Source organism: Methylobacterium sp. J-026 (assembly GCF_022829585.1).
Lineage (GTDB): Bacteria > Pseudomonadota > Alphaproteobacteria > Rhizobiales > Beijerinckiaceae > Methylobacterium.
Window position 1 is genome coordinate 1 of the sequence record NZ_JAKSYC010000049.1, and the last position, 23,662, is coordinate 23,662.

At 70.4% G+C, this 23,662-nt stretch carries 19 protein-coding genes and 1 pseudogene; 9 read left to right on the forward strand and 11 right to left on the reverse strand.

Going from position 1 to position 23,662, the window contains the following annotated elements; genetic code table 11:
* On the forward strand, positions 1-857 hold an 857-nt coding region (locus tag MKK69_RS02970), incomplete at its 5' end, for a LysR family transcriptional regulator (protein ID WP_243965321.1).
* A gap of 9 nt (positions 858-866) precedes the next feature.
* On the opposite strand, the gene MKK69_RS30905 is transcribed toward MKK69_RS02970, so the two are convergent.
* From MKK69_RS30905 to MKK69_RS03000, 7 genes are all read right to left on the reverse strand, one after another.
* Positions 867-995: a hypothetical protein gene (locus MKK69_RS30905; protein ID WP_279598148.1), complete on the reverse strand. Its 129-nt coding sequence runs from the start codon at positions 993-995 to the stop codon at positions 867-869.
* A 199-nt stretch (positions 996-1,194) separates the two neighbouring features.
* On the reverse strand, positions 1,195-1,362 hold the full coding sequence (gene rpmG, locus MKK69_RS02975; RefSeq protein ID WP_058192064.1) for a 50S ribosomal protein L33: 168 nt from the start codon (positions 1,360-1,362) through the stop codon (positions 1,195-1,197).
* A gap of 106 nt (positions 1,363-1,468) precedes the next feature.
* Positions 1,469-2,656 carry an MFS transporter gene (locus MKK69_RS02980; RefSeq protein ID WP_243965322.1) on the reverse strand — a complete coding sequence of 396 codons (1,188 nt, stop codon included), beginning with the start codon at positions 2,654-2,656 and terminating at the stop codon, positions 1,469-1,471.
* Positions 2,653-3,336 (reverse strand): NUDIX hydrolase, encoded by a 684-nt coding sequence (locus tag MKK69_RS02985; RefSeq protein WP_409564768.1) that lies wholly within the window; start codon positions 3,334-3,336, stop codon positions 2,653-2,655. Before MKK69_RS02985 ends, MKK69_RS02980 begins: the two co-directional genes overlap by 4 nt.
* Before the next feature lie 16 nt (positions 3,337-3,352).
* Positions 3,353-3,817, reverse strand: coding sequence for a DUF983 domain-containing protein (locus MKK69_RS02990; RefSeq protein ID WP_243965325.1), 465 nt, complete (start codon positions 3,815-3,817; stop codon positions 3,353-3,355).
* Between the two features lie 23 nt (positions 3,818-3,840).
* Positions 3,841-6,162 (reverse strand): ribonuclease R, encoded by a 2,322-nt coding sequence (rnr, locus tag MKK69_RS02995; RefSeq protein ID WP_243965326.1) that lies wholly within the window; start codon positions 6,160-6,162, stop codon positions 3,841-3,843.
* A 133-nt stretch (positions 6,163-6,295) separates the two neighbouring features.
* The gene (locus tag MKK69_RS03000) at positions 6,296-6,634 is read right to left on the reverse strand and encodes a hypothetical protein (protein WP_243965328.1); all 339 of its coding nucleotides are present in this window, start codon (positions 6,632-6,634) and stop codon (positions 6,296-6,298) included.
* A gap of 117 nt (positions 6,635-6,751) precedes the next feature.
* On the opposite strand from MKK69_RS03000, the gene MKK69_RS03005 reads away from it, so the two are divergent.
* Positions 6,752-9,835 (forward strand): FAD-binding and (Fe-S)-binding domain-containing protein, encoded by a 3,084-nt coding sequence (locus MKK69_RS03005; protein ID WP_243965330.1) that lies wholly within the window; start codon positions 6,752-6,754, stop codon positions 9,833-9,835.
* Complete coding sequence (locus tag MKK69_RS03010; RefSeq protein ID WP_243965332.1) at positions 9,832-10,728, forward strand: ketopantoate reductase family protein; 897 nt, start codon at positions 9,832-9,834, stop codon at positions 10,726-10,728. The genes MKK69_RS03005 and MKK69_RS03010 overlap by 4 nt, the downstream gene beginning before the upstream one ends.
* 137 nt (positions 10,729-10,865) lie before the next feature.
* On the opposite strand, the pseudogene MKK69_RS03015 reads toward MKK69_RS03010, so the two are convergent.
* Positions 10,866-11,197, reverse strand: a pseudogene (locus tag MKK69_RS03015) (DDE-type integrase/transposase/recombinase); the annotation flags it as partial.
* 319 nt (positions 11,198-11,516) lie between these two features.
* Here MKK69_RS03015 and motA point away from each other — a divergent pair.
* Both motA and MKK69_RS03025 read left to right on the forward strand, forming a co-directional pair.
* Positions 11,517-12,380: a flagellar motor stator protein MotA gene (motA, locus tag MKK69_RS03020; RefSeq protein WP_243965334.1), complete on the forward strand. Its 864-nt coding sequence runs from the start codon at positions 11,517-11,519 to the stop codon at positions 12,378-12,380.
* Positions 12,381-12,402: 22 nt separating this feature from the next.
* Positions 12,403-13,263 carry a flagellar motor protein MotB gene (locus tag MKK69_RS03025; RefSeq protein ID WP_243965335.1) on the forward strand — a complete coding sequence of 287 codons (861 nt, stop codon included), beginning with the start codon at positions 12,403-12,405 and terminating at the stop codon, positions 13,261-13,263.
* Between the two features lie 387 nt (positions 13,264-13,650).
* Here MKK69_RS03025 and fghA read toward each other — a convergent pair whose 3' ends face one another.
* Positions 13,651-14,484 (reverse strand): S-formylglutathione hydrolase, encoded by an 834-nt coding sequence (gene fghA, locus MKK69_RS03030; protein WP_243965337.1) that lies wholly within the window; start codon positions 14,482-14,484, stop codon positions 13,651-13,653.
* A 133-nt stretch (positions 14,485-14,617) separates the two neighbouring features.
* Entirely contained in the window at positions 14,618-15,766 is a 1,149-nt protein-coding gene (locus MKK69_RS03035) for an S-(hydroxymethyl)glutathione dehydrogenase/class III alcohol dehydrogenase (RefSeq protein WP_243965339.1), read from the reverse strand.
* A 249-nt stretch (positions 15,767-16,015) separates the two neighbouring features.
* Here MKK69_RS03035 and MKK69_RS03040 point away from each other — a divergent pair, with 249 nt between their 5' ends.
* Both MKK69_RS03040 and MKK69_RS03045 read left to right on the forward strand, forming a co-directional pair.
* Positions 16,016-17,140 (forward strand): FAD-binding domain-containing protein, encoded by a 1,125-nt coding sequence (locus tag MKK69_RS03040; RefSeq protein ID WP_243965341.1) that lies wholly within the window; start codon positions 16,016-16,018, stop codon positions 17,138-17,140.
* A 417-nt stretch (positions 17,141-17,557) separates the two neighbouring features.
* Complete coding sequence (locus MKK69_RS03045) at positions 17,558-20,212, forward strand: MHYT domain-containing protein (RefSeq protein WP_243965343.1); 2,655 nt, start codon at positions 17,558-17,560, stop codon at positions 20,210-20,212.
* A 426-nt stretch (positions 20,213-20,638) separates the two neighbouring features.
* Here MKK69_RS03045 and MKK69_RS03050 read toward each other — a convergent pair whose 3' ends face one another.
* Positions 20,639-21,613, reverse strand: coding sequence for a GlxA family transcriptional regulator (locus MKK69_RS03050; RefSeq protein WP_243965345.1), 975 nt, complete (start codon positions 21,611-21,613; stop codon positions 20,639-20,641).
* 119 nt (positions 21,614-21,732) lie between these two features.
* Here MKK69_RS03050 and MKK69_RS03055 point away from each other — a divergent pair, with 119 nt between their 5' ends.
* Positions 21,733-22,545 carry an SDR family NAD(P)-dependent oxidoreductase gene (locus tag MKK69_RS03055; RefSeq protein ID WP_243965347.1) on the forward strand — a complete coding sequence of 271 codons (813 nt, stop codon included), beginning with the start codon at positions 21,733-21,735 and terminating at the stop codon, positions 22,543-22,545.
* Positions 22,546-22,631: 86 nt separating this feature from the next.
* On the forward strand, positions 22,632-23,558 hold the full coding sequence (locus MKK69_RS03060) for an alpha/beta fold hydrolase (protein WP_243965349.1): 927 nt from the start codon (positions 22,632-22,634) through the stop codon (positions 23,556-23,558).
* Positions 23,559-23,662 lie beyond the last annotated feature (104 nt).

Here is a 23,662-nt window from a genome sequence, read left to right on the forward strand (position 1 = left end):
CCGAGGCCTGCGGGGTGACCCAGCAGACCCTGTCGGCTGGCGTGAAGCAGCTGGAGAACCGCTTCGGCGTCCAGCTCGTGCTGCGCGGCTCGCGCTTCCAGGGCTTCACCCCCGAGGGCGAGCGGGTCCTCGCATGGGCGCGGCGGATCGTGGCCGATGCCCGGGCCATGCACGAGGAGGTCACCGGCCTGCGCCGGGGCCTGACCGGGCATCTGCGCATCGCCGCGATCCCCACCGCCCTGCCGATGATCGTCGATCTCACCACGCCCTATCGCGAGCGCCATCCGGACGTGCGGCTGACGGTCGAATCCGCCGCCTCGGCCGACATCTTCTCGCTGATCGAGAACCTGGAGGCGGATGCCGGCCTCACCTACCTGGACAACGAGCCCCTCGGGCGCGTGGTCTCGGTGCCGCTCTACCGCGAGCGCTACCGCCTCGTGACCGCGATCGGCGGGCCCTTCGACGGCCGCGCGAGCGTGACCTGGGCCGAGACCGGCCGCCTGCCGCTCTGCCTGCTCACCCCGAACATGCAGAACCGGCGGATCATCGACCATCAGATCCGGGAATCGGGGGCCGAGCCCGCCGCGACCCTCGAATCGAACTCGATGATCGTGCTCCTGACCCATGTGCGCACCCTGCGCTGGGCCTCGATCATGCCGGAGATCCTGGTCGACGCCCTCGGACCCATGGAGGGTGTGCGCGCCATCCCGATCACCGCCCCGGACCTGGAGCACACGATCGGCCTCGTCGCGCCGCGGCGCGAACCCTCGACTCCGATGGTGACCGCCCTCGTGGCCGTCGCCCGGTCGCTGGCGCGCACCCTCGATCCGGAGCTGGCGGGATCCGGCTCGGTCTGACCGGCGCGCTCAAGCCGGGGCGCGGCGCCCCGAGAACAGCCGGCGGATGGCGCGGACGCCATGGACCGGCAGCATCAGGACGAGCCAGGTCGCGAGCGTCGCCGCGGTGACGAGGACCAGCAACAGGATCCTGAGCATCGAACCGCCCTCCAGGCTGACCGGGGCCGGGGACGAACCTCCGCCGGGGGATCGGGCAGCGCCTGGGGTAAGCGCGTTAACGGTCCGGGCTGGGGCCGGGCTGTCGTCGGACGGGCGCCGCGGCGCGGGCATGAAAAAAGCCGCCCCGTCCCCGGAGCGGCTCCCCGTCGGCGGCGGGGCCGCGCTGCGGCCGCCGGCCTTACTTGATCTTGGTTTCCTTGAAGTCGACGTGCTTGCGCGCGACCGGGTCGTACTTGCGCATCGTCAGCTTCTCGGTCTGCGTGCGGGAGTTCTTCTTGGTGACGTAGAAATAGCCGGTGTCGGCGGTGGAGATGAGCTTGATCTTGACGGTGACGGCCTTGGCCATGGCGCGGCGCTCCTGCAGGGTGCGGCATTCCGCGTGAGCGAAACGCAAATGGCCGGGCGAGCCCGGCCGAATACGGGCGGGTGAATGCCCGATCGGGCCGGGCAGGTCAAGAGCGGGCGGCGGCCCGCTCCGTCGCGGCCAGCCACCCGGTGAAGGCCAGGAACAGGGCGAGGAGCGCCAGGGCGAAGCCGTGCGGCGGCACGAGGTCGAGCCCGCCGCCGATGAGGGGCGGACCGAGCATCAGGCCGACATTGTAGAACACCACGAAGGCCGCGTTGGCGCCCGCGAGGTCGCTCGCCGGGGTGCGGTCGCCGAGCATGGTCAGGCCGACCGTGTAGAGGGTGCCGGCGATGCCGCCCCAGACCAGGAGGAGCAGCCCGAACGCCAGGGGGTTGCCGGCCGCGAGGGGGATCAGGGCCGAGCCGGCGGCGCCCGCGAGGCTCGCCCCCAGCAGCACCGCGCTGCGGTCGAGGCGGTCGGCGAGCCAGCCGAACGGGATCTGGAACAGCACGTTGCCCAGCGCGACGAGGCTGACGAGGCCGGCCGCGCCCTGGGCGTCGTAGCCGAGGCGCAGGCCGTAGAGGGGCAGGATCGCGAAGATGCCGGTCTCCACCGCCCCGTAGGCGAGGGCCGCCGCCAGCGCCCCGGGGGCGAACTGCAGATAGGCGCGGATGCCGAGCCCCGAGCCCGGTTCGATCGTCGGCGACAGCCCCCGGGCCAGCACGATCGGCAGGCCGCCGGTGAGCATCAGCGCGGCGCCGGTGACGTAGGGGGCCCACCCCTCCGTGCCGACGAGCGCCAGCAGGAGCGGCCCGACCGCGAAGCCCGCCGCCAGGACCGTGGCGTAGATGCCCATCACGAGGCCCCGGCGCTCGGGCGGGGCGGCGGCGTTGATCCAGTATTCGGACAGGACGAACAGCGCGCCGAGGGTCGCCGAGAAGACGAAGCGCAGGGGGAACCACGGGGCGATGCCCGGCACGAGCGGGAACAGCGCGAGGCTCGCCGCCCCGACCACGAGGGCGAGGCAGAGCAGCGGGGCGACGCCGATCCGCGCCGCGAGCCGCGGGACGAACGGCACCGTGCCGATGCTGGCGAGGCCCGCCACCGCGGTGTTGAGGCCGATCAGCGTGCTCGACGCGCCGCGGCGCTCCAGCTCGATCGACAGCAGCGGGATCGACAGGCTCAGCCCGATGCCGACGACGGTGACGCAGGTCACGGCCGCCGAGATCGCCGCCACGTTCTCCGCGCTGATCCCCCGCCGCGCCTCCCGTCCCGGGTTTCCCGGGCGGCTCACAAGGCCACCCGCTCGCGGCGGCCGTAGCGCTCGTAGTGGAACGGGATCATCCGGTGCGGGGCGAAATCGGCGGCGATCTGCGCCTCCAGGTCGTCGAGGATCGCGCGGGTGATGAAGGGCAGGTCGAGCTGTCGCGCGGCGTCGAGGCGGACCCAGGCGAGTTCGGTGAACTCGGCGTCGGCCGTCACGCGCCCCGGCTCCTCGGCCGCCACCATCCGCCGGTCGATGGCGAAGAAGCGCGTGTCGAACCGGCGCACGCGCTTGGGCGGGGTGATCGCCCGGGCCACGAGGTGCAGCGCCTCGAGATCCGGCAGGATTTTGTGGCGGGCGAACCCCTCCCAGCCCGCCGGGGGATCCTCGGGGGCGCCGTGCTCGCGCGTCCCGAGCAGCAGGCCGGTCTCCTCGTAGGTCTCGCGGATGGCCGCCAGGGCCAGGGCACGTCCGAGATGGTACGGCGGCCGGGAGACCTGCCGGGTCAGCGCCGCCTCCGCGTAGTCGGGCAGCGCCCCGGCCACAGGCATGTGGCGGTCGCCGAGCTCGATCCGGCCGCCCGGGAAGACGAACTTGCCCGGCATGAAGGCGAGGTTCGGGTTGCGCCGGCCCATCAGGACCTTCGGGCCGCCCTTGCCCCGCCGGTCGATCACGATCATGGTCGCGGCGTCCCGCGGGCGCAGGCGCATTGTCGCGGGCTTCCGCTCAGGGGTGATCGCGGTCTCCGAGTCCGGCTGCGGCTGCGGCAAGGCGGGTCTCCTCCGGCCCCGGGGCGGGCCGGCCCCGCGGTAGCGTGGCGAAGCCTTGCATGCCAAGGGCGTATTGCAGCCCGACGACGGCGCCCTTCACGGGCTGGAGCAGCGCCAGGGCCATCGCCAGCGTGACGACCGGCCACACGCCCATCTCGACCCACAGGGGCACCTCGTAGGCGCTCTCGGTCTCCAGGATCAGGTAGCCGACGATGTGGCCGACGATGAAGATCACCGCGTAGGGCGGCAGGTCGTCGGCCCGGTGGTGGTGCAGTTCCAGGCCGCAGGCGTCGCATTCGGACCGCACCTTGAGGAAGCGGCCGAAGATCCGCCCCCGGCCGCAATGCGGGCAGCGGCCGATGAAGCCCCGGGCCATCGCGGGGACGAGGCGGGTGCGCAGGGGAATCGCGGCGTCGGCCATGCCCAGGCTCTACACCGCCCGGGTCAGCGGCGCGAGCCGCGGTGACGCGTGCCGGCGTTGCGGATGCCGGCGGGGCGGCCGGGCGCGGCGGCCTTGAACGGCCGGGCGCCGGGCTTCTGGCCCGGGTCCGGCTTGCGGGCGCCGGAGCGGGTCCGGCCCTCGCTGAGCAGTTCGAAGCGGAGCGCGCCGGCCACGGGCGCGGCCTCCACGAGCCGCACCTCGACCGGATCGCCCAGGCGGAAGGTCTGCCCCGTCCGCTCGCCCACCAGGGCGTGGCGGCCCTCCTCGTGGCGGAAATAGTCGGCGCCGAGCTGGGAGATCGGCACGAAGCCGTCGGCCCCGGTCCCGTCGAGCTTGATGAACAGCCCGGCGCGGGTCACCCCCGCGATCCGGCCCGCGAAGGTGGCGCCGATCTGATCGGCGAGGTGATGGGCGATCAGGCGGTCGATGGTCTCGCGCTCGGCCGCCATGGCCCGGCGCTCGGCCGCCGAGATCTGCTCGCCGATCTGCGCCAGTTCGCCCGCCGCGATGTCCGGGGCGAGCCCATCCGCCCCGAGCCGGCAGGCGGTGATCAGCGCCCGGTGGACGATCAGGTCCGCGTAGCGCCGGATCGGCGAGGTGAAGTGGGCGTAGCGGCGCAGGTTCAGGCCGAAATGGCCGAGATTCTCGGCGGCGTAGACCGCCTGGGCCTGGCTGCGCAGGATCACCTCGTTAAGGAAGACGCCGTGCTCGGTCTCGGCCGCCTGAGCAAGGATCCGGTTGAACAGGGCCGGGCGCAGCGCACCCTCCTTGGGCAGCTTGATGCCCACCGAGGCCAGCACCTCGCCGAGCGCCCGCACCTTCTCCAGGGCCGGCTCGTCGTGGACCCGGTAGATCAGCGGCTGGCGCGCCTGCTCCAGGGTCTCGGCGGCGGCGACGTTGGCCTGGATCATGAACTCTTCGATGAGCCGGTGGGCGTCGAGACGCTCCGGCACGACCACGCGGTCGACCGCCCCATCCGGGCTCAGCAGCACCTTGCGTTCTGGCAGGTCCAGGGCGAGCGGCCCGCGGCGGTCCCGGGCCTCGCGCAGGGCCGCGTAGGCCGCCCAGAGCGGGCGCAGAGCCGTGTCCAGGAGTGGCCCGGTCGCGGCGTCCGTCTGCCCGTCGATGGCGGCCTGCGCCTGCGCGTAGGCGAGCTTGGCGCGGGAGCGCATCATCACCCGGTGGAAGCCGTGGCGGCGCTTCTCGCCGTCGGCGGCGATGACCATGCGGACGGCGAGCGCCGGCCGGTCCTCGCCCTCGCGGAGCGAGCAGAGATCGTTCGAGATCCGCTCCGGCAGCATCGGCACGACCCGGTCGGGGAAATAGACCGAGTTGCCCCGCTCCAGCGCCTCGCGATCGAGGCTCGAGCCGGCCCGCACGTAGGCTGCCACGTCGGCGATGGCGACGGTGAGGATGAAGCCGCCGGGATTGGCCGGGTCGGGATCGGCCTCCGCCATCACGGCGTCGTCGTGGTCCTTGGCGTCCGGCGGGTCGATGGTCAGCAGCGGCCGGTCGCGCCAATCCTCGCGACCCTTCAGAGCGGCGGGCTCGGCGGCGTCCGCCTCGGCCAGGGTCGCATCCGAAAAGACGTGCGGGATGTTGTGGAGGTGCAGCGCGATCAGGCTCACGGCCTTCTCGGAGCCCAGCGAGCCCAACCGCTCCTTGACCCGGCCCCGCGGCAGGCCGAAGCGCGTCTCGCGCTCCAGGGAGACGCTCACGAGGTCGCCGTCGCGGGCCTCTCCCTCCTCGCCGGGCGGGATCAGGATCTCGCGGCCCTGGGAGCGCTTCTCCACGGGCACGATCCGGCCGCCCTGCGCGCCGGCCCGGTAGACGCCGATCACCTCGGCCTTGTTCTTGCCGATGACCTTGACGACCCGCCCCGTATAGCCCCCCTCGGCGTCGCGCTCGACGCGGATCAGGGCGCGGTCGCCGATCCCGGCGGCCGGCCGGTTGCCCTTGCGGGGACCGCGCGGCTGGCTGAGCACGATGGCGGGCGGCTTGCCCGATCCGGTCCATTCCACCGGGACCGCCAGGAAATCGCCGTGCCGGTCCCGGGCGCGGATATCGGCCAGGACCACCGGCGGTAGGTGACCGGCCGGGGCGAGGCCGCCGCGTCCGCGATCGATGGCGCCCTCCGCCTCGATCTCCTTGAGGACGCGCTTCAGATCGATCTTGGCGGCGCCGGTGATGCCGAAGGCCTTGGCGATCTCCCGCTTGCCGACGCGCTCCTTGGACTCGGCCACGAAGGCGAGGATCTGCTCACGGGTGGGGAGGGGCGCAGGGGCGGCGGGGTCGGCCGCCGGGGCGGTGATGCGTCGTGCCAAAAGGGGGGTGCCGGACGATTCTCGGGGGTGGGGCCCGCGGGCGGGCGTCGGATCGGGATCCCGGTCCTGTGATCCAAAGATGGGGCCCCGGGCCGGCCGCGGCAACGCCGCGCGCCCCGTCCTCAACAGCCACTCAGCCCGTGGAGGCGATCTTCCGGATGTGGTCGACCGCCCGATCGACATCGAAGCCGGGCGCGAGGATTTCCGCCAGGGTGAACGGGCAGGCGCGCGGCAGGGTCAGGTTCACCTGCCCCTCCAGCGCGGCGAGTTCGGGCGTCTCCGCCGCCTGGATCGCCAGGGTCCAGGCGCCGTCCATGCGCAGGCTGTCCGGATTGGGCGGGTCGCCGGCCAGCGCTGTGAGCTTGGCATGCCCCGCCTCCCGGCAGCTGAGACCGCGCGCGTCGTCGGAGATGAGCGCGGCCTTGATCAATTCGGCCAGGGCGTCCCTGACCCGTTCGACGCTCGCGTTCATAGGCCGGCATTCCTCGACATCCCGCCGGAGTGGCAAGCGGGATGCCAGCCCGCCCCCGCGGCCGCGTGACAGAAGCGCCGGTCTTTCCTCCCGATCCGCCGGGTGTAGAAGACGGGGATGATCCCGGTCCTGACCCGCCACCGAGAGGCCGTGCCGCTCTACGCCGCGGCCTGCGCCGAGCTGCACGTGCGTGGCTTCGAGGGTGACCTGACCCTGTCGGAGGCCGACCGCACGGTCTTCGCCACCGACAACTCGATCTACCAGGTCGAGCCGGGGGCCGTGGCCTTCCCGCGCTCCCGCGACGACCTCGTGCGCATCGCCAAGCTGCTGGACGATCCGCGCTTCACCGCGCTCGTGATCCGCCCGCGCGGCGGCGCCACCGGCACCAACGGCCAGTCGCTCGGCCACGGCCTCGTGGTCGACACCTCGCGGCACATGAACCGCATCCTGGAGATCGACGCCGCCAACCGCACGGTCCGGGTCGAGCCGGGGGTGGTGAAGGACCAGCTCAACCGGGAACTCGCCAAGCACGGCCTGTTCTTCGCGCCCGAACTCTCGACCTCCAACCGGGCGACGCTGGGGGGCATGATCTCCACCGATGCCTGCGGGCAGGGCTCGTGTCTCTACGGCAAGACCCGGGACCACGTCCTGGCGCTGACCTGCGTGCTCACCGACGGCACGGTCTGGACCGCCGAGCCCCTGGACGAGCCCGGCCTCGACGCCGCCAAGGCCCGCAACGACCGGGTCGGGGCGATCCACCGGGCCGTCGACGCCGTAGCCACCGAGAATGCCGCGCTGATCGCCGAGCGCTTCCCCAAGCTCAACCGCTGCCTGACCGGCTACGACCTCGCCCATCTCCGGGACGCGGCCGGCCGGTTCGACCTCAAGAGCGTGCTCTGCGGCTCGGAGGGCACGCTGGCGCTGATCGCCGAGGCGCGGCTCAACGTGCTGCCGATCCCCAAGGCCGCGGTGCTGGTGGCGCTCTCCTACGTCGATTTCGACGCGGCCCTGCGCGACGCCCAGGCGTTGCTGCCGTTCGGCGCGGCGTCCGTGGAGACCATCGATTCCACCGTCCTGGGCCTCGCCCGCAAGGACCCGATCTGGGCCGAGGTGCGGGCCTTCTTCCCCGACGACCCGGCCGGGCGGCCGGTGGACGGGATCAACCTCGTCGAATTCGTGGGCGACGACGCGGCCGGCGTGGAAGCTACCCTCGGGCGGCTCACCGCCCTGCTGGAGGCCGAGCGCGGCACCGATACCAAACGCCTGGGCTTCACCATCGCCCGGGGCGCGGCGATCGAGACGCTCTGGACCATGCGCAAGAAGGCGGTGGGCCTCCTCGGCGCCGCCCAGGGCGAGGCCCGGCCGATCCCCTTCGTGGAGGATACGGCGGTGCCGCCGGAGCGGCTCGCCGACTACATCGCCGAGTTCCGGGCGCTCCTCGACGGCAAGGGGCTGCGCTACGGCATGTTCGGCCACGTCGATGCCGGCGTGCTGCATGTCCGGCCGGCGATCGACCTGAAGGACCCGGCCCAGGACGGCCTGATCCGCGCGGTGACGGAGGGCGTGGTGGCGCTCACCGCCAAGTATGGCGGCCTGCTCTGGGGCGAGCACGGCAAGGGCTTCCGCTCCGAATTCGTACCCGCGACCTTCGGGCCGCTGATGCCGGCGCTGGAAGCGGTCAAGCGCGCCTTCGACCCCGGCGACCGGATGAACCCGGGCAAGATCGCCTCGGCCAAGGGGGAAGAACTCACCCGGATCGACGGCGTGCCGCGCCGGGGCGAGCGGGACCGCACCATCCCGGCGCCGGTCCGCGCGGATTTCGACGCGGCGCTCCACTGCAACGGCAACGGCGCCTGCTTCAGCTACGACGCCGACGAGGCGATGTGCCCGTCCTGGAAGGCGACCCGGGAGCGGCGGCACTCGCCCAAGGGTCGTGCCGGGCTGATGCGCGAGTGGCTGCGCCTGGCGGCCGACGCGGGCGTCGATCCGGCCGCCGAGCTGAGACGGCAGCGCGCCGGGTGGCTCGGCGACCTGTGGGCGACCGTGCGGAGCGGGTTCCGGCGCGCCTCCGATGCGGACGACTTCTCCCATGCGGTCAAGGAGGCGATGGATGGCTGCCTCGCCTGCAAGTCCTGCACGGGCGCCTGCCCGATCAAGGTCGACGTGCCGAGCTTCCGGGCGAAGTTCCTGGCGCTCTACCACACCCGCTACGCGCGGCCCCTGAAGGACCACCTCGTGGCCGCCCTGGAACCGCTGCTGCCCCTGGCGGCCCGGGCGCCGCGCCTGAGCAACGCGGTCCTGACCCATCCGCTGGCCCGGTGGATCCTGGCCAGGGCCGGGCTGGTCGCGATTCCGGCCCTGTCGCCCGTCGCCCTCGAGGGGCAATTAGCGCGCCTCGGCGTGGCGGTCGCGACCCCGGAGGCGCTGGCGCGGTTCGATCCGCGGGAGCGGGAGAACGCCGTGCTGGTGGTGCAGGACGCCTTCACAAGCCACTTCGACGCGGAGGTCGTGGCCGATAGCTGCGCGCTCCTGATCGCGCTCGGCTTCACGCCCTGGCTGGCGCCCTACCGGCCGAACGGCAAGCCCCTGCACGTTCACGGGTTCCTGGCGCGGTTCGCCGCCGTCGCCCGCGCGAACGCCGCGATGCTGCGCGATCTGGCGCGGACCGGCGTGCCCCTCGTCGGGATCGACCCGTCGATGACGCTGACCTACCGTTCGGACTACGCGCAGGCGCTGGGCGGCGACCTGCCTAAGGTGCAACTTCTGCAGGAATGGCTGGCGACCCGGCTCGACCGGATCCCGCCGCGCCGGGGCGGCGGGACCCTGCGGCTCCTGCCCCATTGCACCGAGCGCACCAACGCGCCGGGCGCCGTCCGGGACTGGCAGGCTCTGTTCGCCCATCTCGGCCTGCGGCTGGAGGTGCCGGCGGCCGGCTGCTGCGGCATGGCCGGGACCTACGGGCACGAGGCGGCCCACCGCGCCACCTCCGAGGCGATCTACGGCCTGAGCTGGGCCCGCCACGTGGCCGAGGCCCCCGGCGGCACCCTGCTGGCCGACGGCTATTCGTGCCGGTCCCAGGCCAAGCTCGTCGACGGCGTGCGGCTGCGCCACCCGATCCAGGCGCTCCTGGACCATCTCGGTGCCGGTGAAGCGGGGGCGGCGCCGTTCCACCCCGAGCGCGCGGCGGCGGCGTCGCGATGAACGTCGCCGTTCTCGGGGCCGGCGCGGTCGGCTGCTATTACGGGTTCCTGCTCGCGCGGGCCGGCCACGCGGTGACGCTGATCGGCCGCCCCGCCCTGGTCGAGGCTGTCGAGGCCGGCGGGCTGGTGCTGGAGAGCGCGGCCGGGCGCGCCACCGTCCCGGTGCGGGCGACCGCCGCCGGTGACGGCGTCGCCGGGGCGGACCTCGTGCTGGTCTGCGTCAAGTCGGGCGACACCGAATCCGCCGGGGCGATGATCGCGCCGCATCTGACGGCCTCGGCCACGATCCTCAGCCTCCAGAACGGCGTCGACAACGCCGAGCGCCTCGCCGCCGTGCTCGGCCGTGCCGTCGTACCGGTGGCGGTCTACGTCGCCACCGAGATGGTCGGGCCGGGCCAGGTCCGCCACAACGGCCGGGGCGACCTGATCCTCGGCGCCTCCGCGGCGAGCGCGCGGATCGCCGCGGCGTTCACGGCCTCCGGCATCCCGGCCACGGTCTCGGACCGCGCCCTGGACGCGCTCTGGGGCAAGCTGATCCTCAACTGCGCCTACAATGCCCTCTCGGCCCTGAGCCAATTGCCCTACGGCCGTCTGGTCCAGGGCGAGGGCGTGGTCGCGGCGATGACCGACGTGGTGCAGGAATGCGTCGCGGTGGCGAACGCCTCGGGCGTATCGGTGCCCGACGACATCCTCGACACGGTGCTCGCCCTCAGCCGCACCATGGCTGACCAGCGTTCCTCCACCGCTCAGGACCTGGCCCGGGGCCGGCCCAGCGAGATCGACCACCTCAACGGCACCGTGGTGCGGACCGGCGCGGCGCTCGGCATCCCGACGCCGGCCAACCGGATGCTGCACACGCTGGTCAAGCTGGTCGAGGGGCGGGATCGGGGGTGAGGGGCGGGTTCGGCGTGTCGTTGCGTCTGGTTGCGGCCCAACCAGGTCGTACGCGGGCGATCGCATACCGCTCGAACGCAGACGGGCCTGCCGCAAACTCGGTTTTGAGCCGCAGAGGGGCATCTAGCGCGCAGTCTTCACGCTGGGTTCGCCGCGGGACCTCCCAAGCAGTGGGTTGGCATCCGGTTCTGCCCGTGTACGGTCCATGCATCGGCAAAGCCGAAGCTCCCGCGCGGCGCCAGCATGGCGTCCAGGCCGCAGATCGTGCGCCGGGCCGTGTTGAAGGATCGGAACCCGCCCCACCCGCGGCATCGCCCGGTTCACCCGGACGTGGATCACGCTCGATCCCTTGCTGCGGGTGTCCGGTGACGCAGCGGGTTGGGGGCCGGGGTCGCAGGCCCTGATCCCGGCCCTCGGCGATGGCTGGCGGGTACGGGCCAACACCATCCGTGCCGATGCGATCTAGGGCGGGCATCCCAGCCGGACGTCGCCGCGAGCGTCTCGCCCCTGATCATGAGCAGGCGGTGAGGATCATGGGCCGGCTCCGGGGATGGCGCGGCAGGCTCGACGGCTATGCCTAACGACCGGTGAAAGCCGGCGTGATCGTGTTTGGGACACGCCTGCGCCTCTCAGTTCAGGTCAAGCCCGCGGCACCCAATGCCGGGACCAGATATCTGCGAATCCTCCAGCCCCAGCTCTAAACGCACCGTTAACCTTAATCAGTGATTTACCGGGTCAGTAGTGGCTCAGCGCGGACTGTACCTGCCGCCGCGCATGGATGGCGAATTATGCGGCTGATCGTCGGCACGATAATGGTGTTCGCCTGCGTCTTCGGCAGCTACACGGCGATGGGCGGTCACCTGCTCGTCCTTTGGCAGCCGTTCGAGTTTGTCATCATCCTCGGTGCAGCGATCGGTGCCTTCATCATCGGCAACACCGGGCCGGTGCTTAAGGCCGTGCCCGCCATGCTGGGCACGCTCGTGAAGGGCCCCAAATACAACCAGCAATCCTATGTCGAGCTGCTGGGAATGCAGTATTCCTTGTATAAGCTCGCGAAACAGAAGGGTTCGATGGCGCTCGAGCCGCACATCGAAGATCCGGGCGAGTCGGCGCTGTTCAACGCCTTCCCGACCTTTGCCGCGAACCATCACGCGGTCGAGTTCGTCTGCGACTACATGCGCATGGTGACGCTGGGCGCCAACAACGTCCACGAGATCGACGCGCTCATGGATGAGGAACTGGAGACGCACCACCAGGAGCAGGAGCGTGTCGTTTCGGCCATGCAGGCGCTCGCCGACGGAACGCCGGCGCTGGGCATCGTCGCCGCCGTGCTCGGCGTGATCAAGACGATGGGGGCGATCAAAGAGCCGCCGGAGGTGCTGGGACATCTGATCGGCGGCGCGCTCGTCGGCACCTTCTTCGGCGTTTTCGTCGCCTATGGCTTCTTCGGGCCCATGGCGCAGTCGCTCAAGGGCCTCTTCGAGGCCGAAGCCAAATACTACCTTTCGCTCAAGGCGGGTCTCCTCGCCCATATCGGCGGCCAGCCGCCGGTGATGGCGGTCGAATTTGCCCGCAAGTCTCTGATGAGCGACGTCCGCCCGACCTTCAGCGAAGTGGAAGCGGCAACCGCCGCTCTGCCCGCCCAGAACTGATCCGATATCCGGCAGGGACTCGATGGCCACGATCATCATCAAGAAGGTCAAGAAGGCCGCTCACGCCCACCACGGCGGGGCCTGGAAGATCGCCTATGCGGACTTCGTGACCGCCATGATGGCGTTCTTCCTGCTGATGTGGCTGATCAGCATGACGACGCAGGAGCAGAAGGTCGGTTTGGCGGAATACTTCGCGCCGGCGGCTTTGAGCCCTGCAAGCAGTGGTGCTGGCGGCATCATGTACGGCAAAGCCCTCGACACGTCAGGCAACAAGCCGTCCACGCCCCGCGACGCGGAGCGGGGCTCTGCCGAGCAGGCGGACAAAGCGCGCTCGACCACGCCGGGCCGCGCCGGCGAGCTCGATGCCAGCCAATCGTCCGCCAGCGCGCAGGCCAACTACAGCGCCATAGCCAGCCTCCGGCAGGCACTCCAGACGATGCCCGACATTGCCGAGCTGTCGCATAACATCGTGATCGAGCAGACCAAGGAGGGCGTGGACGTGTCCCTCGTGGACGAGGACGGCCGCTCCATGTTCCGCGAGGGCTCCGTCGACCCCTACGAGCGCACCCGTCGCGTGCTGGAGGCGCTAGCGCCCGCCCTGCGCCGGCTGCCCAATCGCCTGTCCATAACCGGCCACACGTCCGTCGCGCGCCCGGGCTCGGCGCGGGCCGTCGAACCCTGGAACCTCACCGCCGGGCGTGCGCTCTCCGTCCGCGAGATCCTGTCGGGCGCCGGGGTTCCCAACGACAACTTCGCTTCCGTGGTGGGACGCGCCGACACCCAGCCGTCATTCCCCGACAATCCCTACATCGCGCCGAACCGACGGGTGACGATCACGCTGCTCAATGCGAGCCCGCCGGTGCCCCCGAATATTTTCCGCTGACGATAAGGCGCCGCGCCGCCTCAGAGTCCGTTTGAGATCGAGATCGGCGCGGGCCAGCTCGTGCGCCTGGGCGGCGGCTAGGTCGAGAGCCCGAACCGGGACCTCCACGTTATCTGCTGCCGCGAGCGGGATGGCACACTGCAGAAGATCCAGGCCTTCCGCCACTGGCTCCCGGCGGCGGAGGAGGCGAGCCGGGCCCGACCGCATCCGCCCGCACGCGATGGCCCAGGGTCACGGTGATCCCAGCGCCGGCCTTTGCCGGGCGAGGCTGCCGGTCAGGGGCGCTCGGCAGTGGATGGATCGGGCCCCGGCAAGTGCCAAGGGCGGCGTCCCCCACCCAAGGTCGGGAAGCATTGCTTCCCGACTGCGCCGAGGGCCCGGACAAGATCACTTCAGGCGGGCGGCAGCCCAGGCGATGTGGTCGGCCATGAAGGTCGAGATGAAGAAGTAGGAGTGGTCGTAGCCCTCGCGCATGTTGAGGGTCAGCCCGATCCCGGCCTTCTTGCAGGCCTCTTCCAGCAGCCAGGGGCGCAGGCCGTCCTGCAGGAAGCTGTCGGCGGTCCCCTGATCGACCAGGAATTCGGGGAAGCGCTTGCCGTCCTCGATCAGCGCGGTCGCGTCGTGGGCGCGCCAGGCGGCCGGGTCGGAGCCGAGGTATTTCTCGAACGCGGGCTTCGACCAGCCGGCCGTCGAGGGCTGGGCGATCGGCGCGAAGGCGGAACAGGACTTGAAGCGTTCCGGGTAGGTCAACGCGATGGTGAGCGCCCCGTGGCCGCCCATGGAATGGCCGAGGATGCCCTGGCGGGTCATGTCGGCGGGGAATTCCTTCGCGATGAGGGCCGGCAACTCCTCGGTCACGTAGCTCCACATCTTGTAATTCGTCGCAAAGGGCGCCTGCGTGGCGTCCAGATAGAAACCGGCGCCGGAGCCGAACTGCCAGTTGCCGTCTTCGTCCGGGATACCGGGGCCGCGCGGGCTGGTGTCGGGGGCCACGACGATCACGCCGTGCTCGGCGGCGGCCGCGCGGTACTCGCCCTTGTCCATGACGTTGGCGTGCGTGCAGGTCAGCCCGGACAGGTACCACAGCACCGGGACCGGGCCGGTCTCGGCCTGGGGCGGCACGAACACCGCGAAGGTCATCGGGCATCCCGTGGTCTGCGCGTCGTGCTTGTAGACGCCCTGCGTGCCGCCGTGGGCGCGGGCCTTCGAGACGGTTTCCATCAGCTGTGATCTCCTGCTCGGGCGGCGAGAGCCCCGCTCGGGGCCGGGTCGCGGGCCCGGGGCTTCGAGAGTGCGGGGGACATGCGCCGGGGCGCCCCGGCCTCGTTGGCGGGGAGCCCCGGATCGGTCTTTGTCAGTAGACGACCACGGACCGGATCGACTTGCCCTCGTGCATGAGGTCGAAGCCGTGGTTGATGTCCTCCAGCGGCATGGTGTGGGTGATCAGATCGTCGATGTTGATCTTGCCCTCCATGTACCAGTCGACAATCTTCGGCACGTCGGTGCGGCCGCGGGCGCCGCCGAAGGCCGAGCCCCTCCAGACCCGGCCGGTGACGAGCTGGAACGGACGGGTCGAGATCTCGCGGCCGGCCTCCGCCACGCCGATGACGATCGACTCGCCCCAGCCGCGATGGCAGCACTCGAGGGCCTGGCGCATCACGTGGACGTTGCCGGTGCAGTCGAACGAGAAGTCGGCGCCGCCGCCGGTGAGATCGACGATGGCCTGGACCACCTTGTCGGTGCCGATCTCGCTCGGGTTGATGAAGTCGGTCATGCCGAACTTGCGGGCCATGGCCTGCTTCTCCGGGTTGATGTCGACGCCGATGATCTTATCGGCACCCACCATCCGGGCGGCCTGGAGCACGTTGAGGCCGATGCCGCCGAGACCGAACACCACCACGTTGGCGCCGGGCCACACCTTGGCGGTGTAGATCACCGCGCCGATGCCCGTGGTCACGCCGCAGCCGATGTAGCAGATCTTGTCGAAGGGGGCGTCCTCCCGGATCTTGGCGAGCGCGATGGCGGGCAGGACCGTGAAGTTCGAGAAGGTCGAGCAGCCCATGTAGTGGAACACGGTGCTCGATCCGCCAGAATTGCCGCCCGGGCTGCCGCCGGTGGAGACGCAGGAGAAGCGGCTGGTGCCGTCCGGCATCACGCCCTGGCCCTGGGTCGCCCGGATCGCGGTGCACAGGTTGGTGCGTTGCGACAGGCAGGACTTACAGTTGCGGCATTCCGGCGTGTAGAGCGGGATCACGTGGTCGCCGGGCTTCAGCGTGGTAACGCCGGCACCGACCTCGCGGACGATGCCCGCGCCCTCGTGGCCCAGGATCGCCGGGAACTTGCCCTCGGAATCGAGGCCCGAGAGGGTGTAGGCGTCCGTGTGGCAGATCCCGGTGGCCATCAGCTCGACGAGAACCTCGCCGGCCTTGGGCCCCTCGATGTCGATGGTCTCGATGGTGAGAGGCTTCTTGGCCTCCCACGCGACCGCGGCGCGCGTCTTCATCACGTGTTCCTATTGTCTGGACGATCACGGACGGCGTCGAAGGGCCGACTCTTCGGCGCACCTCGCTCGAGGGCGGCGCACCGAACGGTCCGAAAATCTGCCGCGTGTGTGATGCTTCTCGCGCCGGGATGCAACGTCTGCGTCCGCGTTTCGACCGTGGCGTCCCCGGTCCGGAAGGTCCGGGGAATGGGTCGCATCCGCACCGCGTGCGTCGCGCGCTAACTCCGACCCATGGATCGCACCTTCCCCATGACTCGGAATGCCGGGCTCGACCGCCTCTCCGCCTTCCTGGCGGGGGCCGGCGCCGATTACGCGGCGTCCCGCAACACCGACCGTGGCCCCGGAGTCGAGCCGACCACGTCGGCCCTCTCGCCCTACCTGCGCCGGCGCTTGATCACGGAGGCCGAGGTTGCGGCCGCTGCCGAGCGCGCGTTCGGCGACGGCGGTGCCGACAAGTTCGTCTCCGAGGTGTTCTGGCGAACCTACTTCAAGGGCCACCTGGAGACCCACCCGGCGGCCTGGACCGGCTACCTCGCCCTGGCCGCGGCGGACCGGGAGCGGCTCGCCGCCGAGCCCGGGCTGCACCGGATCTACGCACAGGCGGTCGAGGGCCGGACCGGTATCGACGGCTTCGACGACTGGGCCCGCGAACTCGTCGAAACCAACTGGCTGCACAACCACGCCCGGATGTGGTTCGCGTCGATCTGGATCTTCACCCTGCGCCTGCCGTGGGCGCTCGGCGCCGACTTCTTCATGCGCCACCTCGTCGACGGCGACCCGGCGAGCAACACGCTGTCCTGGCGCTGGGTGGCCGGCCTGCACACACGGGGCAAGCACTACGTCGCCCGCTCCGAGAACATCCGGCGGTACACCGACGGTCGCTTCGACCCCGCCGGCCTCGACGCGTATCCGGACGCCCTCGACGAGGCGATGCCGCCCCGCGAAGTGGCGCTGCTGCGGGCCGATGCCGGACCGACCGGTGATATCGCGCTGCTGCTGCACCTCGACGACCTGCATCCGGAGAGCCTGCCCTTGGCCGGCGCCCGCGTCGTCCGCGTCGGCGGCCTGCTGGCCCACGCCCCCGGTGCGTCCGATCGGGTCCGCGCGGCCGACGCGGCAGCGATGGCCGATGCCCTGGACCGTTCGGCGGCGCATTTCGGCTGCACGGCGCGGCTGGTCGACCGCGACTGGGCCGGCGACCATCCCGTGGTCACGGCTTGGGCTCCGGTGGGGCCGTCCGCCGATGCTCTACCCGACGGTTGCATCCGGGTCCGTCGCCGATGGGACGAGACGGCGTGGCCGAAATCGACGCGTGGCTATTCCCGCCTCCGCTCGGCCATTCCCGCGGTGCTGACGGCATTCGAATGCGCATGAGCCCGCCGCCTATCTTTGCCTCGGGCCCCTGCCGGTGACGACGGCGTGAGGGAGAACGACCCGCGTGCGCGCTGGTCGGCGATCCCGCCGTCCGACGATGTGGGTGCGACCCGCGGCCGGATTCGCGCAGCGCGTGGATCGTCCGTCCGCGACAAGGCATCAGGCGTGCTCCGGGCGGCCACACCACCTTGGCTGTGCCGATCCAACGCGTGAGACGCCGTCCGCCCCGTAATCGGAAGCCCTGTGAGCCGACCGCTTCACGGCGGTCGCCGAGCGTCAAATCCGCGCTATCGGCCTCCCGCGCGGGCGGATGCCGGAGCCAAACGCATCGGTGAGTGGACAGGCATCGTCGCCGCCCGCAGATTCGGCCGCATTCCCGGGCGCCCGACGCCCGACCTCTCCCTGGTCGATCCTCGTATGGTCCATACCGGCTACAGCCCGGCCCTCGTGGCGCTCTCGATCGTGATCGCGGTGTTCGCATCCTATGCGGCGCTCGATCTCGGGGCGCGCATCCGCCGGCCCGATTTCGGCCCGCGCTGGGCCTGGGGCGCCGCCGCCGCGGTCGCCATGGGCGGCGGCATCTGGGCCATGCACTTCGTCGGGATGCTCGCCTTCGAGATGGGCATGCCGGCGCGGTACGACCTCGGCACGACCGTCCTGTCGCTGGTGATCGCGGTGGGCAGCACGGCGGCGGCCTTTGCCTGGGTGGCGCGGGCGGGCACCGCCACCGCGTCGCTGCTCGTGGCCGGCACGGCGATGGGCCTCGGCGTGGCCGCGATGCACTATACCGGCATGGCCGCGATGCGGGTTCCGGGGAACATGGCCTACGACCCGCGGATCGTCGCCGTGTCGGTCGCCATCGCGGTCAGCGCGGCGACCGCCGCCCTGTGGCTCACCTTCCGGCGCAACCGCCCCTGGCAGAAGCTCATGGCCGCCTGCGTCATGGGTCTGGCGGTCGCCGGCATGCACTACACCGGCATGGCGGCGGCGACCTTCACCGCCGAGGAGGCGGGGGCCCACGCGGCCCACGCGGCCACCCTGTCCACCGGTCAGCAGGACCTCGCCCTGGCGGTGGCCGGCGTCACCTTCGTCGTGCTGTTCCTGGCGATGATGGCGGGTTCGCTTGACCAGCGGCGCACCCAGCGGCGCCTGCACGTCAGCGAAGCGCGCTTCCGCTCCGCGGTCCGCGCCGTCGATGGCGTGATGTGGACGACGGATGCCGGCGGCGACTTCATCGAAGAGCAGCCGGGCTGGGAGCAGATCACGGGGCATACCTTCGCCGAGTACCGCGGGCGCGGCTGGGCGAAAGCGATCCATCCGGAGGACCTCCCCGAGACGAACCGGATCTGGCTGGAGGCGGGCCGGACGGGCGGCGCCTACGCGGTGGAACATCGCGTCCGCGCGTCGGACGGCGGCTGGCGGCACTATGCGGTGCGCGCCGTACCCGTGCGGGATGCGGACGGGGCGATCCGCGAATGGGTCGGCGTCCATGCCGATGTCAGCGCCCGTCACGCCCACGAGGCCGCCCTGCGGGACGCCCGGGATGCGGCCGAGGCCGCCAACCGCGCCAAGAGCGCGTTCCTCGCCAACATGAGCCACGAGCTGCGCACGCCGCTCTCGGCGGTCATCGGCTACGCCGAGATGCTTCAGGAGGAAGCGGAGGATCTCGGGCAGGACACGTTCCAGGCCGATCTCGGCAAGATCCGCTCGAACGCCCAGCACCTCCTCGGGCTGATCAACGACGTGCTCGATCTCTCGAAGGTCGAGGCCGAGAAGATGGACGTCTTGGCCGAGAACGTCGCCGTCGAGGCCTTCGTGCGCGACGCCGCCGCGACCGTCGAGGGTCTCGTGGCCAAGAAGGGCAACCGCCTCGTTCTCGACCTCGCTCCGGACCTCGGCCAGGCACAGACCGATGCGGTGAAACTGCGCCAGTGCCTGTTCAACCTGCTCGGCAACGCCGCCAAGTTCACCGAGGGCGGGACCGTGACGTTGCGGGTCCGGCGCGAGCCCGGACCCGACGGTGACCGGCTGACCTTCGCCGTCTCGGATACCGGCATCGGCATGACGCCGGGGCAGCTCGCCGGGCTGTTCCAGAGGTTCGTGCAGGCCGACGGGTCGACGACGCGCAAGTACGGCGGCACGGGACTGGGCTTGGCCTTGACCAAGGCCTTCGCCAATCTGATGGGCGGCGACGTCTCCGCGGACAGCGCCGAGGGTCGGGGCACGACCTTCACGCTCACCCTGCCCGCGATGATGCCCGGGCCCGAGATCGCGGATGGGCATCTCCCGGCCGTTCACGCGGGCACGGCGGAGGGCACGCGCGGTCTGGTCCTCGTCGTCGATGACGAGTCCAGCCAGCGCGAATTGATGATCCGATTTCTGACCCGGCAGGGCTTTGCGGCCCATGCTGCGCTCGACGGGCGGTCGGGTCTCGAACTCGCACGCCGGCTGCAGCCCGTCGCGGTGCTGCTCGACGTGATGATGCCGGAGATGGACGGCTGGGCCGTGCTGGCCGCGCTGAAGCACGACGACGCCACCCGCGACATCCTTGTGATCATGGTCAGCTTCGTGGCCGACGCCGCGCTCGGTGCCGCGCTCGGGGCGACCAGCTCGCTCGCGAAGCCGGTGGATTGGAGCCGCCTGAAGGGGGTGCTCGACCGGATCGGCGCGGGTGCGGGCGACGTCCTGGTGGTGGACGACGACGCCGAGATGCGCCGCCGCCTCCGGACCGTGCTGGGGCGACAGGGGTTCGCGGTTCGGGAGGCCGGCGACGGGGCCGAGGCCCTGGCCAGCGTGCGCGCGGCCCGCCCGAGCCTCGTGCTCCTCGACCTGACCATGCCGGTGATGGACGGCTTCACATTCCTGCGCGCCCTGCGGGCGATGCCGGGCGGCGACGAAGTTCCGGTGGTCGTCCTCAGCGCCCGCGACGTCTCGGAGGAAGAACGTCATGACTTGTCCGCGGCCGACCGGATCTTGCGCAAGGGCGACGCCAGCTTGCAGGACGTTGCCGCGGAGGTCAGCCGGCTCGGCCGACTGACCCCGTCCATCCCGGTGACTTCGACGGGCGGTTGATCGAAACCCAGGGCCTACGTCCCTCGACAAACGGCATCCCCGGGGTGCCCTTTGCCGGGACGGTCCCGGGGTACCGCCGCCCTTCTGGCCGGAACCAGAACGCTGCCAGCGCCGGTTGAGGCGAAACCAGCGCCCCCGCCCCATCGGACACGTCGGACGGATAGGCAGGGCGATCCAGGCTCACGCCCCAGGATGCACAACCCCGGCATCTCGTTCACAGCACGCTCTAGTCAGACGGCTTCTGCGCTTTGAGATACGAAATATTCGGAGAGGAATGCATGATGACCTGCGATCACGCCATCCAAGACAAATAGTTTGTCCCAATTTTTTGGGATCGGAGCGTCGTTCTGCTTCCGGATTCGGTGTGAATGTGCTCAGCATATCATTGATATGGTTCAGCATAAGCATTCGATGCCGTGGGCTGTGTCACGGTAAAGACGGGGGTGCCTCAAGAGTCCTCGTCTGCCTTTCGGTTCGCGCGTTCCTGCGAATGACTTGAGGGGGTTGGCCGAAGGAACGGATGAAGGATCTCCGCATCCGCTCGCGGTCGGCGAAACCGGTTTCCTGTGCGACCACGTCGATGGGCAAACGTCCCTCCTCCATCATGGCACGGGCGGCTTCCAGACGAAGGTGCTCGACCGCCTTGGCCGGGGACTGGCCGGTCTCCTGCCGGAAGACACGACTGAACTGCCGCGGGCTGAGCCGAGCCGCATCCGCCAATTCATCCACCGACAGCTCTTTGTGCAGGTTCGCTCTCGCATAGGAAAGGGCAACCTGGATGCGGTCGGATTTCGGCTGAAGTTCCAGCAACTCCGAAAACTGCGATTGGCCGCCCGACCGTCGGTGATAGACCACCAGCTTCTTCGCGATGCCCTTTGCCATCTCCGGGCCGAGATCGTCCTCGACCAACGCAAGCGCGAGGTCGATACCGGCGGTCATGCCGGCGGATGTCCAGACGTTTCCATCCGTGATGAAGATGCGATCATCGTCCACCTTCACCTTCGGATAAAGGCGCTCGAGCTCACGGGCATGTGCCCAGTGCGTCGTCGCCCTGCGCCCGTCGAGCAGACCCGCCTCCGCCAGGACGAATGCCCCGGTGCAGGTGGCGGCAACACGTCTTGCGAGCCCTCCCGCCCGGCGAACGTGCTGGACGAGACCGGGTGACGACGGACCGACGTCGAGGGTCCCCACGACGATCAGCGTATCGAAAGTCCGCTCCCCGAATGGCTCGGTGTCCATGGTCAGCCCGATCGAGGTCCTGATCGGGCCGCCGCGCTCCGAGAGGAACGACGTCCGGTAGACCTCGTGACCCCGCGTCATGTTCGCGAGCTCGAAGGCGGTCAGGCCCCCAAGGTTCATGACCTGGAAATCCGGGAAGAGAACGACGCCGATGTCTCGCATGGGATGCAGCCCCCGACCCGTGACCTAAAAGGTGGCAAATACGACATATGGGATATCCATTCGGACGTCTAGGTTCCGGCAGTCCGCTTCCGCCGCGACAGACATCGATGGAGATCGTCATGCTCGACACGAAGAACCTTGGTACGGCCCTCATCACCGGCGCCTCCTCCGGCATCGGGGCGATCTACGCCGACCGCCTCGCGGCCCGCGGCCATGATCTGGTCCTCGTCGCCCGGAACAAGGATCGGCTCGACGCCGTCGCCGACGACCTGAGACGTCGCCATGGGCGCGACGTGCGCACCATGGCCGCCGATCTCACCGCGGCGGCAGAGCTTGCCCAAGTCGAGGGCCTGCTGCGCGACGACGCCAGCATCACGACGCTCGTCAACAATGCGGGATTCGGTGCAGCCGGTCCCCTGCTCGGATCCGACGTCGAACGCATGGTCGAGATGATCGCCATCAACGTCACGGTTCCCACCCGCCTGACCTACGCCGCCGTACCAGGGCTGGTGGCGCGTGGCGGGGGCACGGTGATCAACATCGCCTCCATCGTGGCGATTGCGCCGGAACTACTCAACGGCGTCTACGGCGGCTCGAAGGCCTTCGTTCTCGCCTTCTCGCAGTCGCTGCGGAAGGAGCTGTCGGACAAGGGCGTCAGGGTTCAGGCGGTGTTGCCCGGGGCGACGGCCACGGAATTCTGGGAGATCGCCGGGAGCCCGGTGAGCAACCTCCCGCCGAGCTGGGTGATGTCGGCCGCGGACATGGTCGATGCCTCCCTCGCCGGTCTCGATGCGGGTGAGTTCGTCACGATCCCCTCCCTACCGGAGGCGGCGGATTGGGAGGCCTACGAGGCGGCCCGCCAGGCGCTCATGCCGAACCTGTCCGCAGCCAAGCCCGCGTCCCGCTACGCGCCCCGTCGCGTCGCCGCCTGAGCGGGCGGCCGGAACATCGGACCGTTCCCGATCCCGAATGTCCGAAGCCGTCCGCCAATCCGGCACACGGCGCGAACCCGTCGGCAATGCCTCGCTCGGCCAATGGAAATCACATCATGACAACGAAACCGCCGGTCTCCGAACATGCGGATGACTGGATCTACACGCGCCGCTGGCTCAAAGCGGGCGAGACCGCCTTCGCGACCCTGAAGGACGGAACCCGCATCCGTTACGTCCGGGTCGGAGAGGGACCGGACCTCGTCCTCACACATACCGTGCGGACGCAACTGGATATCTTCCAATTCGTGATTCCGCTGCTGTCCAAACACTTCACGGTCTACGCCCTCGACCTGCCGGGGTTCGGATGGTCGGACCTCAAACCCGACAGCGAGAAGGACGAACCCACCCTCCGGGCCCAGCTCAGGGAATTCCTGCAGGTCCTTGGCATCGAACGCCCGATCCTGGCCGGCGAGTCGATCGGGGCGACCCTATCCCTCTCACTCGCCGCTGAACTCGGCGACAGGGTTGAACGGGTGGTGGCGTTCAACACCTACGACTACCTGCCCGGCCTGGAACGCGCCAACCTCCTCGCCTCGATCATCATCAAGGGCGTGCGCGCACCGATCGTCGGTCCGATCTTCGCGTCGAAGGAGAACCGAGCGATCACCGGCGGCATCATCAGGGGAGGCTTCCATGACCCGAAGACATTGCCCGATGACCTGCTCGACGAATATTCCCGCGTCGGCAACCGCCCCGGATATGGGAAAGGTATGAGACGGCTTCTCAAGTCGCTGCCAAGCTTCGTCGCGGCACGTACGCGATACCGCTCGATCAGGGCGCCGGTGACGCTGGTCTGGGGCGACAGCGATTGGTCCTCCCGAGAGGATCGCGCCGGCGTCGAGCGAAGCGTCCCGTCACCGAAGGTTATCACCCTCGAACGCACGGGCCATTTCAGCGCCGTCGAACGCCCCCGGGACTGGGCGGACATCATCATCGCGGCGGCGACGCGGTGAGCCTCGGTCATGTCGGTGCCGATGGGTCCGTCACCGTGAGCATGAACAGGCCCATCGGCGTCGATTTCGGCGAGGTCGCCGCGTGGCAAGCTCTCGCCTCACTC

What these genes read in the sequence shown, in the direction of transcription:
- MKK69_RS30905 (WP_279598148.1), bottom strand. Translation starts at nt 995, where the DNA reads ATGCTCAGGATCCTGTTGCTGGTCCTCGTCACCGCGGCGACGCTCGCG.
- rpmG (WP_058192064.1), bottom strand. Translation starts at nt 1,362, where the DNA reads ATGGCCAAGGCCGTCACCGTCAAGATCAAGCTCATCTCCACCGCCGAC.
- MKK69_RS02985 (WP_409564768.1), bottom strand. Translation starts at nt 3,336, where the DNA reads ATGCGCCTGCGCCCGCGGGACGCCGCGACCATGATCGTGATCGACCGG.
- MKK69_RS02990 (WP_243965325.1), bottom strand. Translation starts at nt 3,817, where the DNA reads ATGGCCGACGCCGCGATTCCCCTGCGCACCCGCCTCGTCCCCGCGATG.
- MKK69_RS03000 (WP_243965328.1), bottom strand. Translation starts at nt 6,634, where the DNA reads ATGAACGCGAGCGTCGAACGGGTCAGGGACGCCCTGGCCGAATTGATC.
- MKK69_RS03005 (WP_243965330.1), top strand. Translation starts at nt 6,752, where the DNA reads ATGATCCCGGTCCTGACCCGCCACCGAGAGGCCGTGCCGCTCTACGCC.
- MKK69_RS03010 (WP_243965332.1), top strand. Translation starts at nt 9,832, where the DNA reads ATGAACGTCGCCGTTCTCGGGGCCGGCGCGGTCGGCTGCTATTACGGG.
- motA (WP_243965334.1), top strand. Translation starts at nt 11,517, where the DNA reads ATGCGGCTGATCGTCGGCACGATAATGGTGTTCGCCTGCGTCTTCGGC.
- MKK69_RS03025 (WP_243965335.1), top strand. Translation starts at nt 12,403, where the DNA reads ATGGCCACGATCATCATCAAGAAGGTCAAGAAGGCCGCTCACGCCCAC.
- fghA (WP_243965337.1), bottom strand. Translation starts at nt 14,484, where the DNA reads ATGGAAACCGTCTCGAAGGCCCGCGCCCACGGCGGCACGCAGGGCGTC.
- MKK69_RS03035 (WP_243965339.1), bottom strand. Translation starts at nt 15,766, where the DNA reads ATGAAGACGCGCGCCGCGGTCGCGTGGGAGGCCAAGAAGCCTCTCACC.
- MKK69_RS03040 (WP_243965341.1), top strand. Translation starts at nt 16,016, where the DNA reads ATGACTCGGAATGCCGGGCTCGACCGCCTCTCCGCCTTCCTGGCGGGG.
- MKK69_RS03045 (WP_243965343.1), top strand. Translation starts at nt 17,558, where the DNA reads ATGGTCCATACCGGCTACAGCCCGGCCCTCGTGGCGCTCTCGATCGTG.
- MKK69_RS03050 (WP_243965345.1), bottom strand. Translation starts at nt 21,613, where the DNA reads ATGCGAGACATCGGCGTCGTTCTCTTCCCGGATTTCCAGGTCATGAAC.
- MKK69_RS03055 (WP_243965347.1), top strand. Translation starts at nt 21,733, where the DNA reads ATGCTCGACACGAAGAACCTTGGTACGGCCCTCATCACCGGCGCCTCC.
- MKK69_RS03060 (WP_243965349.1), top strand. Translation starts at nt 22,632, where the DNA reads ATGCCTCGCTCGGCCAATGGAAATCACATCATGACAACGAAACCGCCG.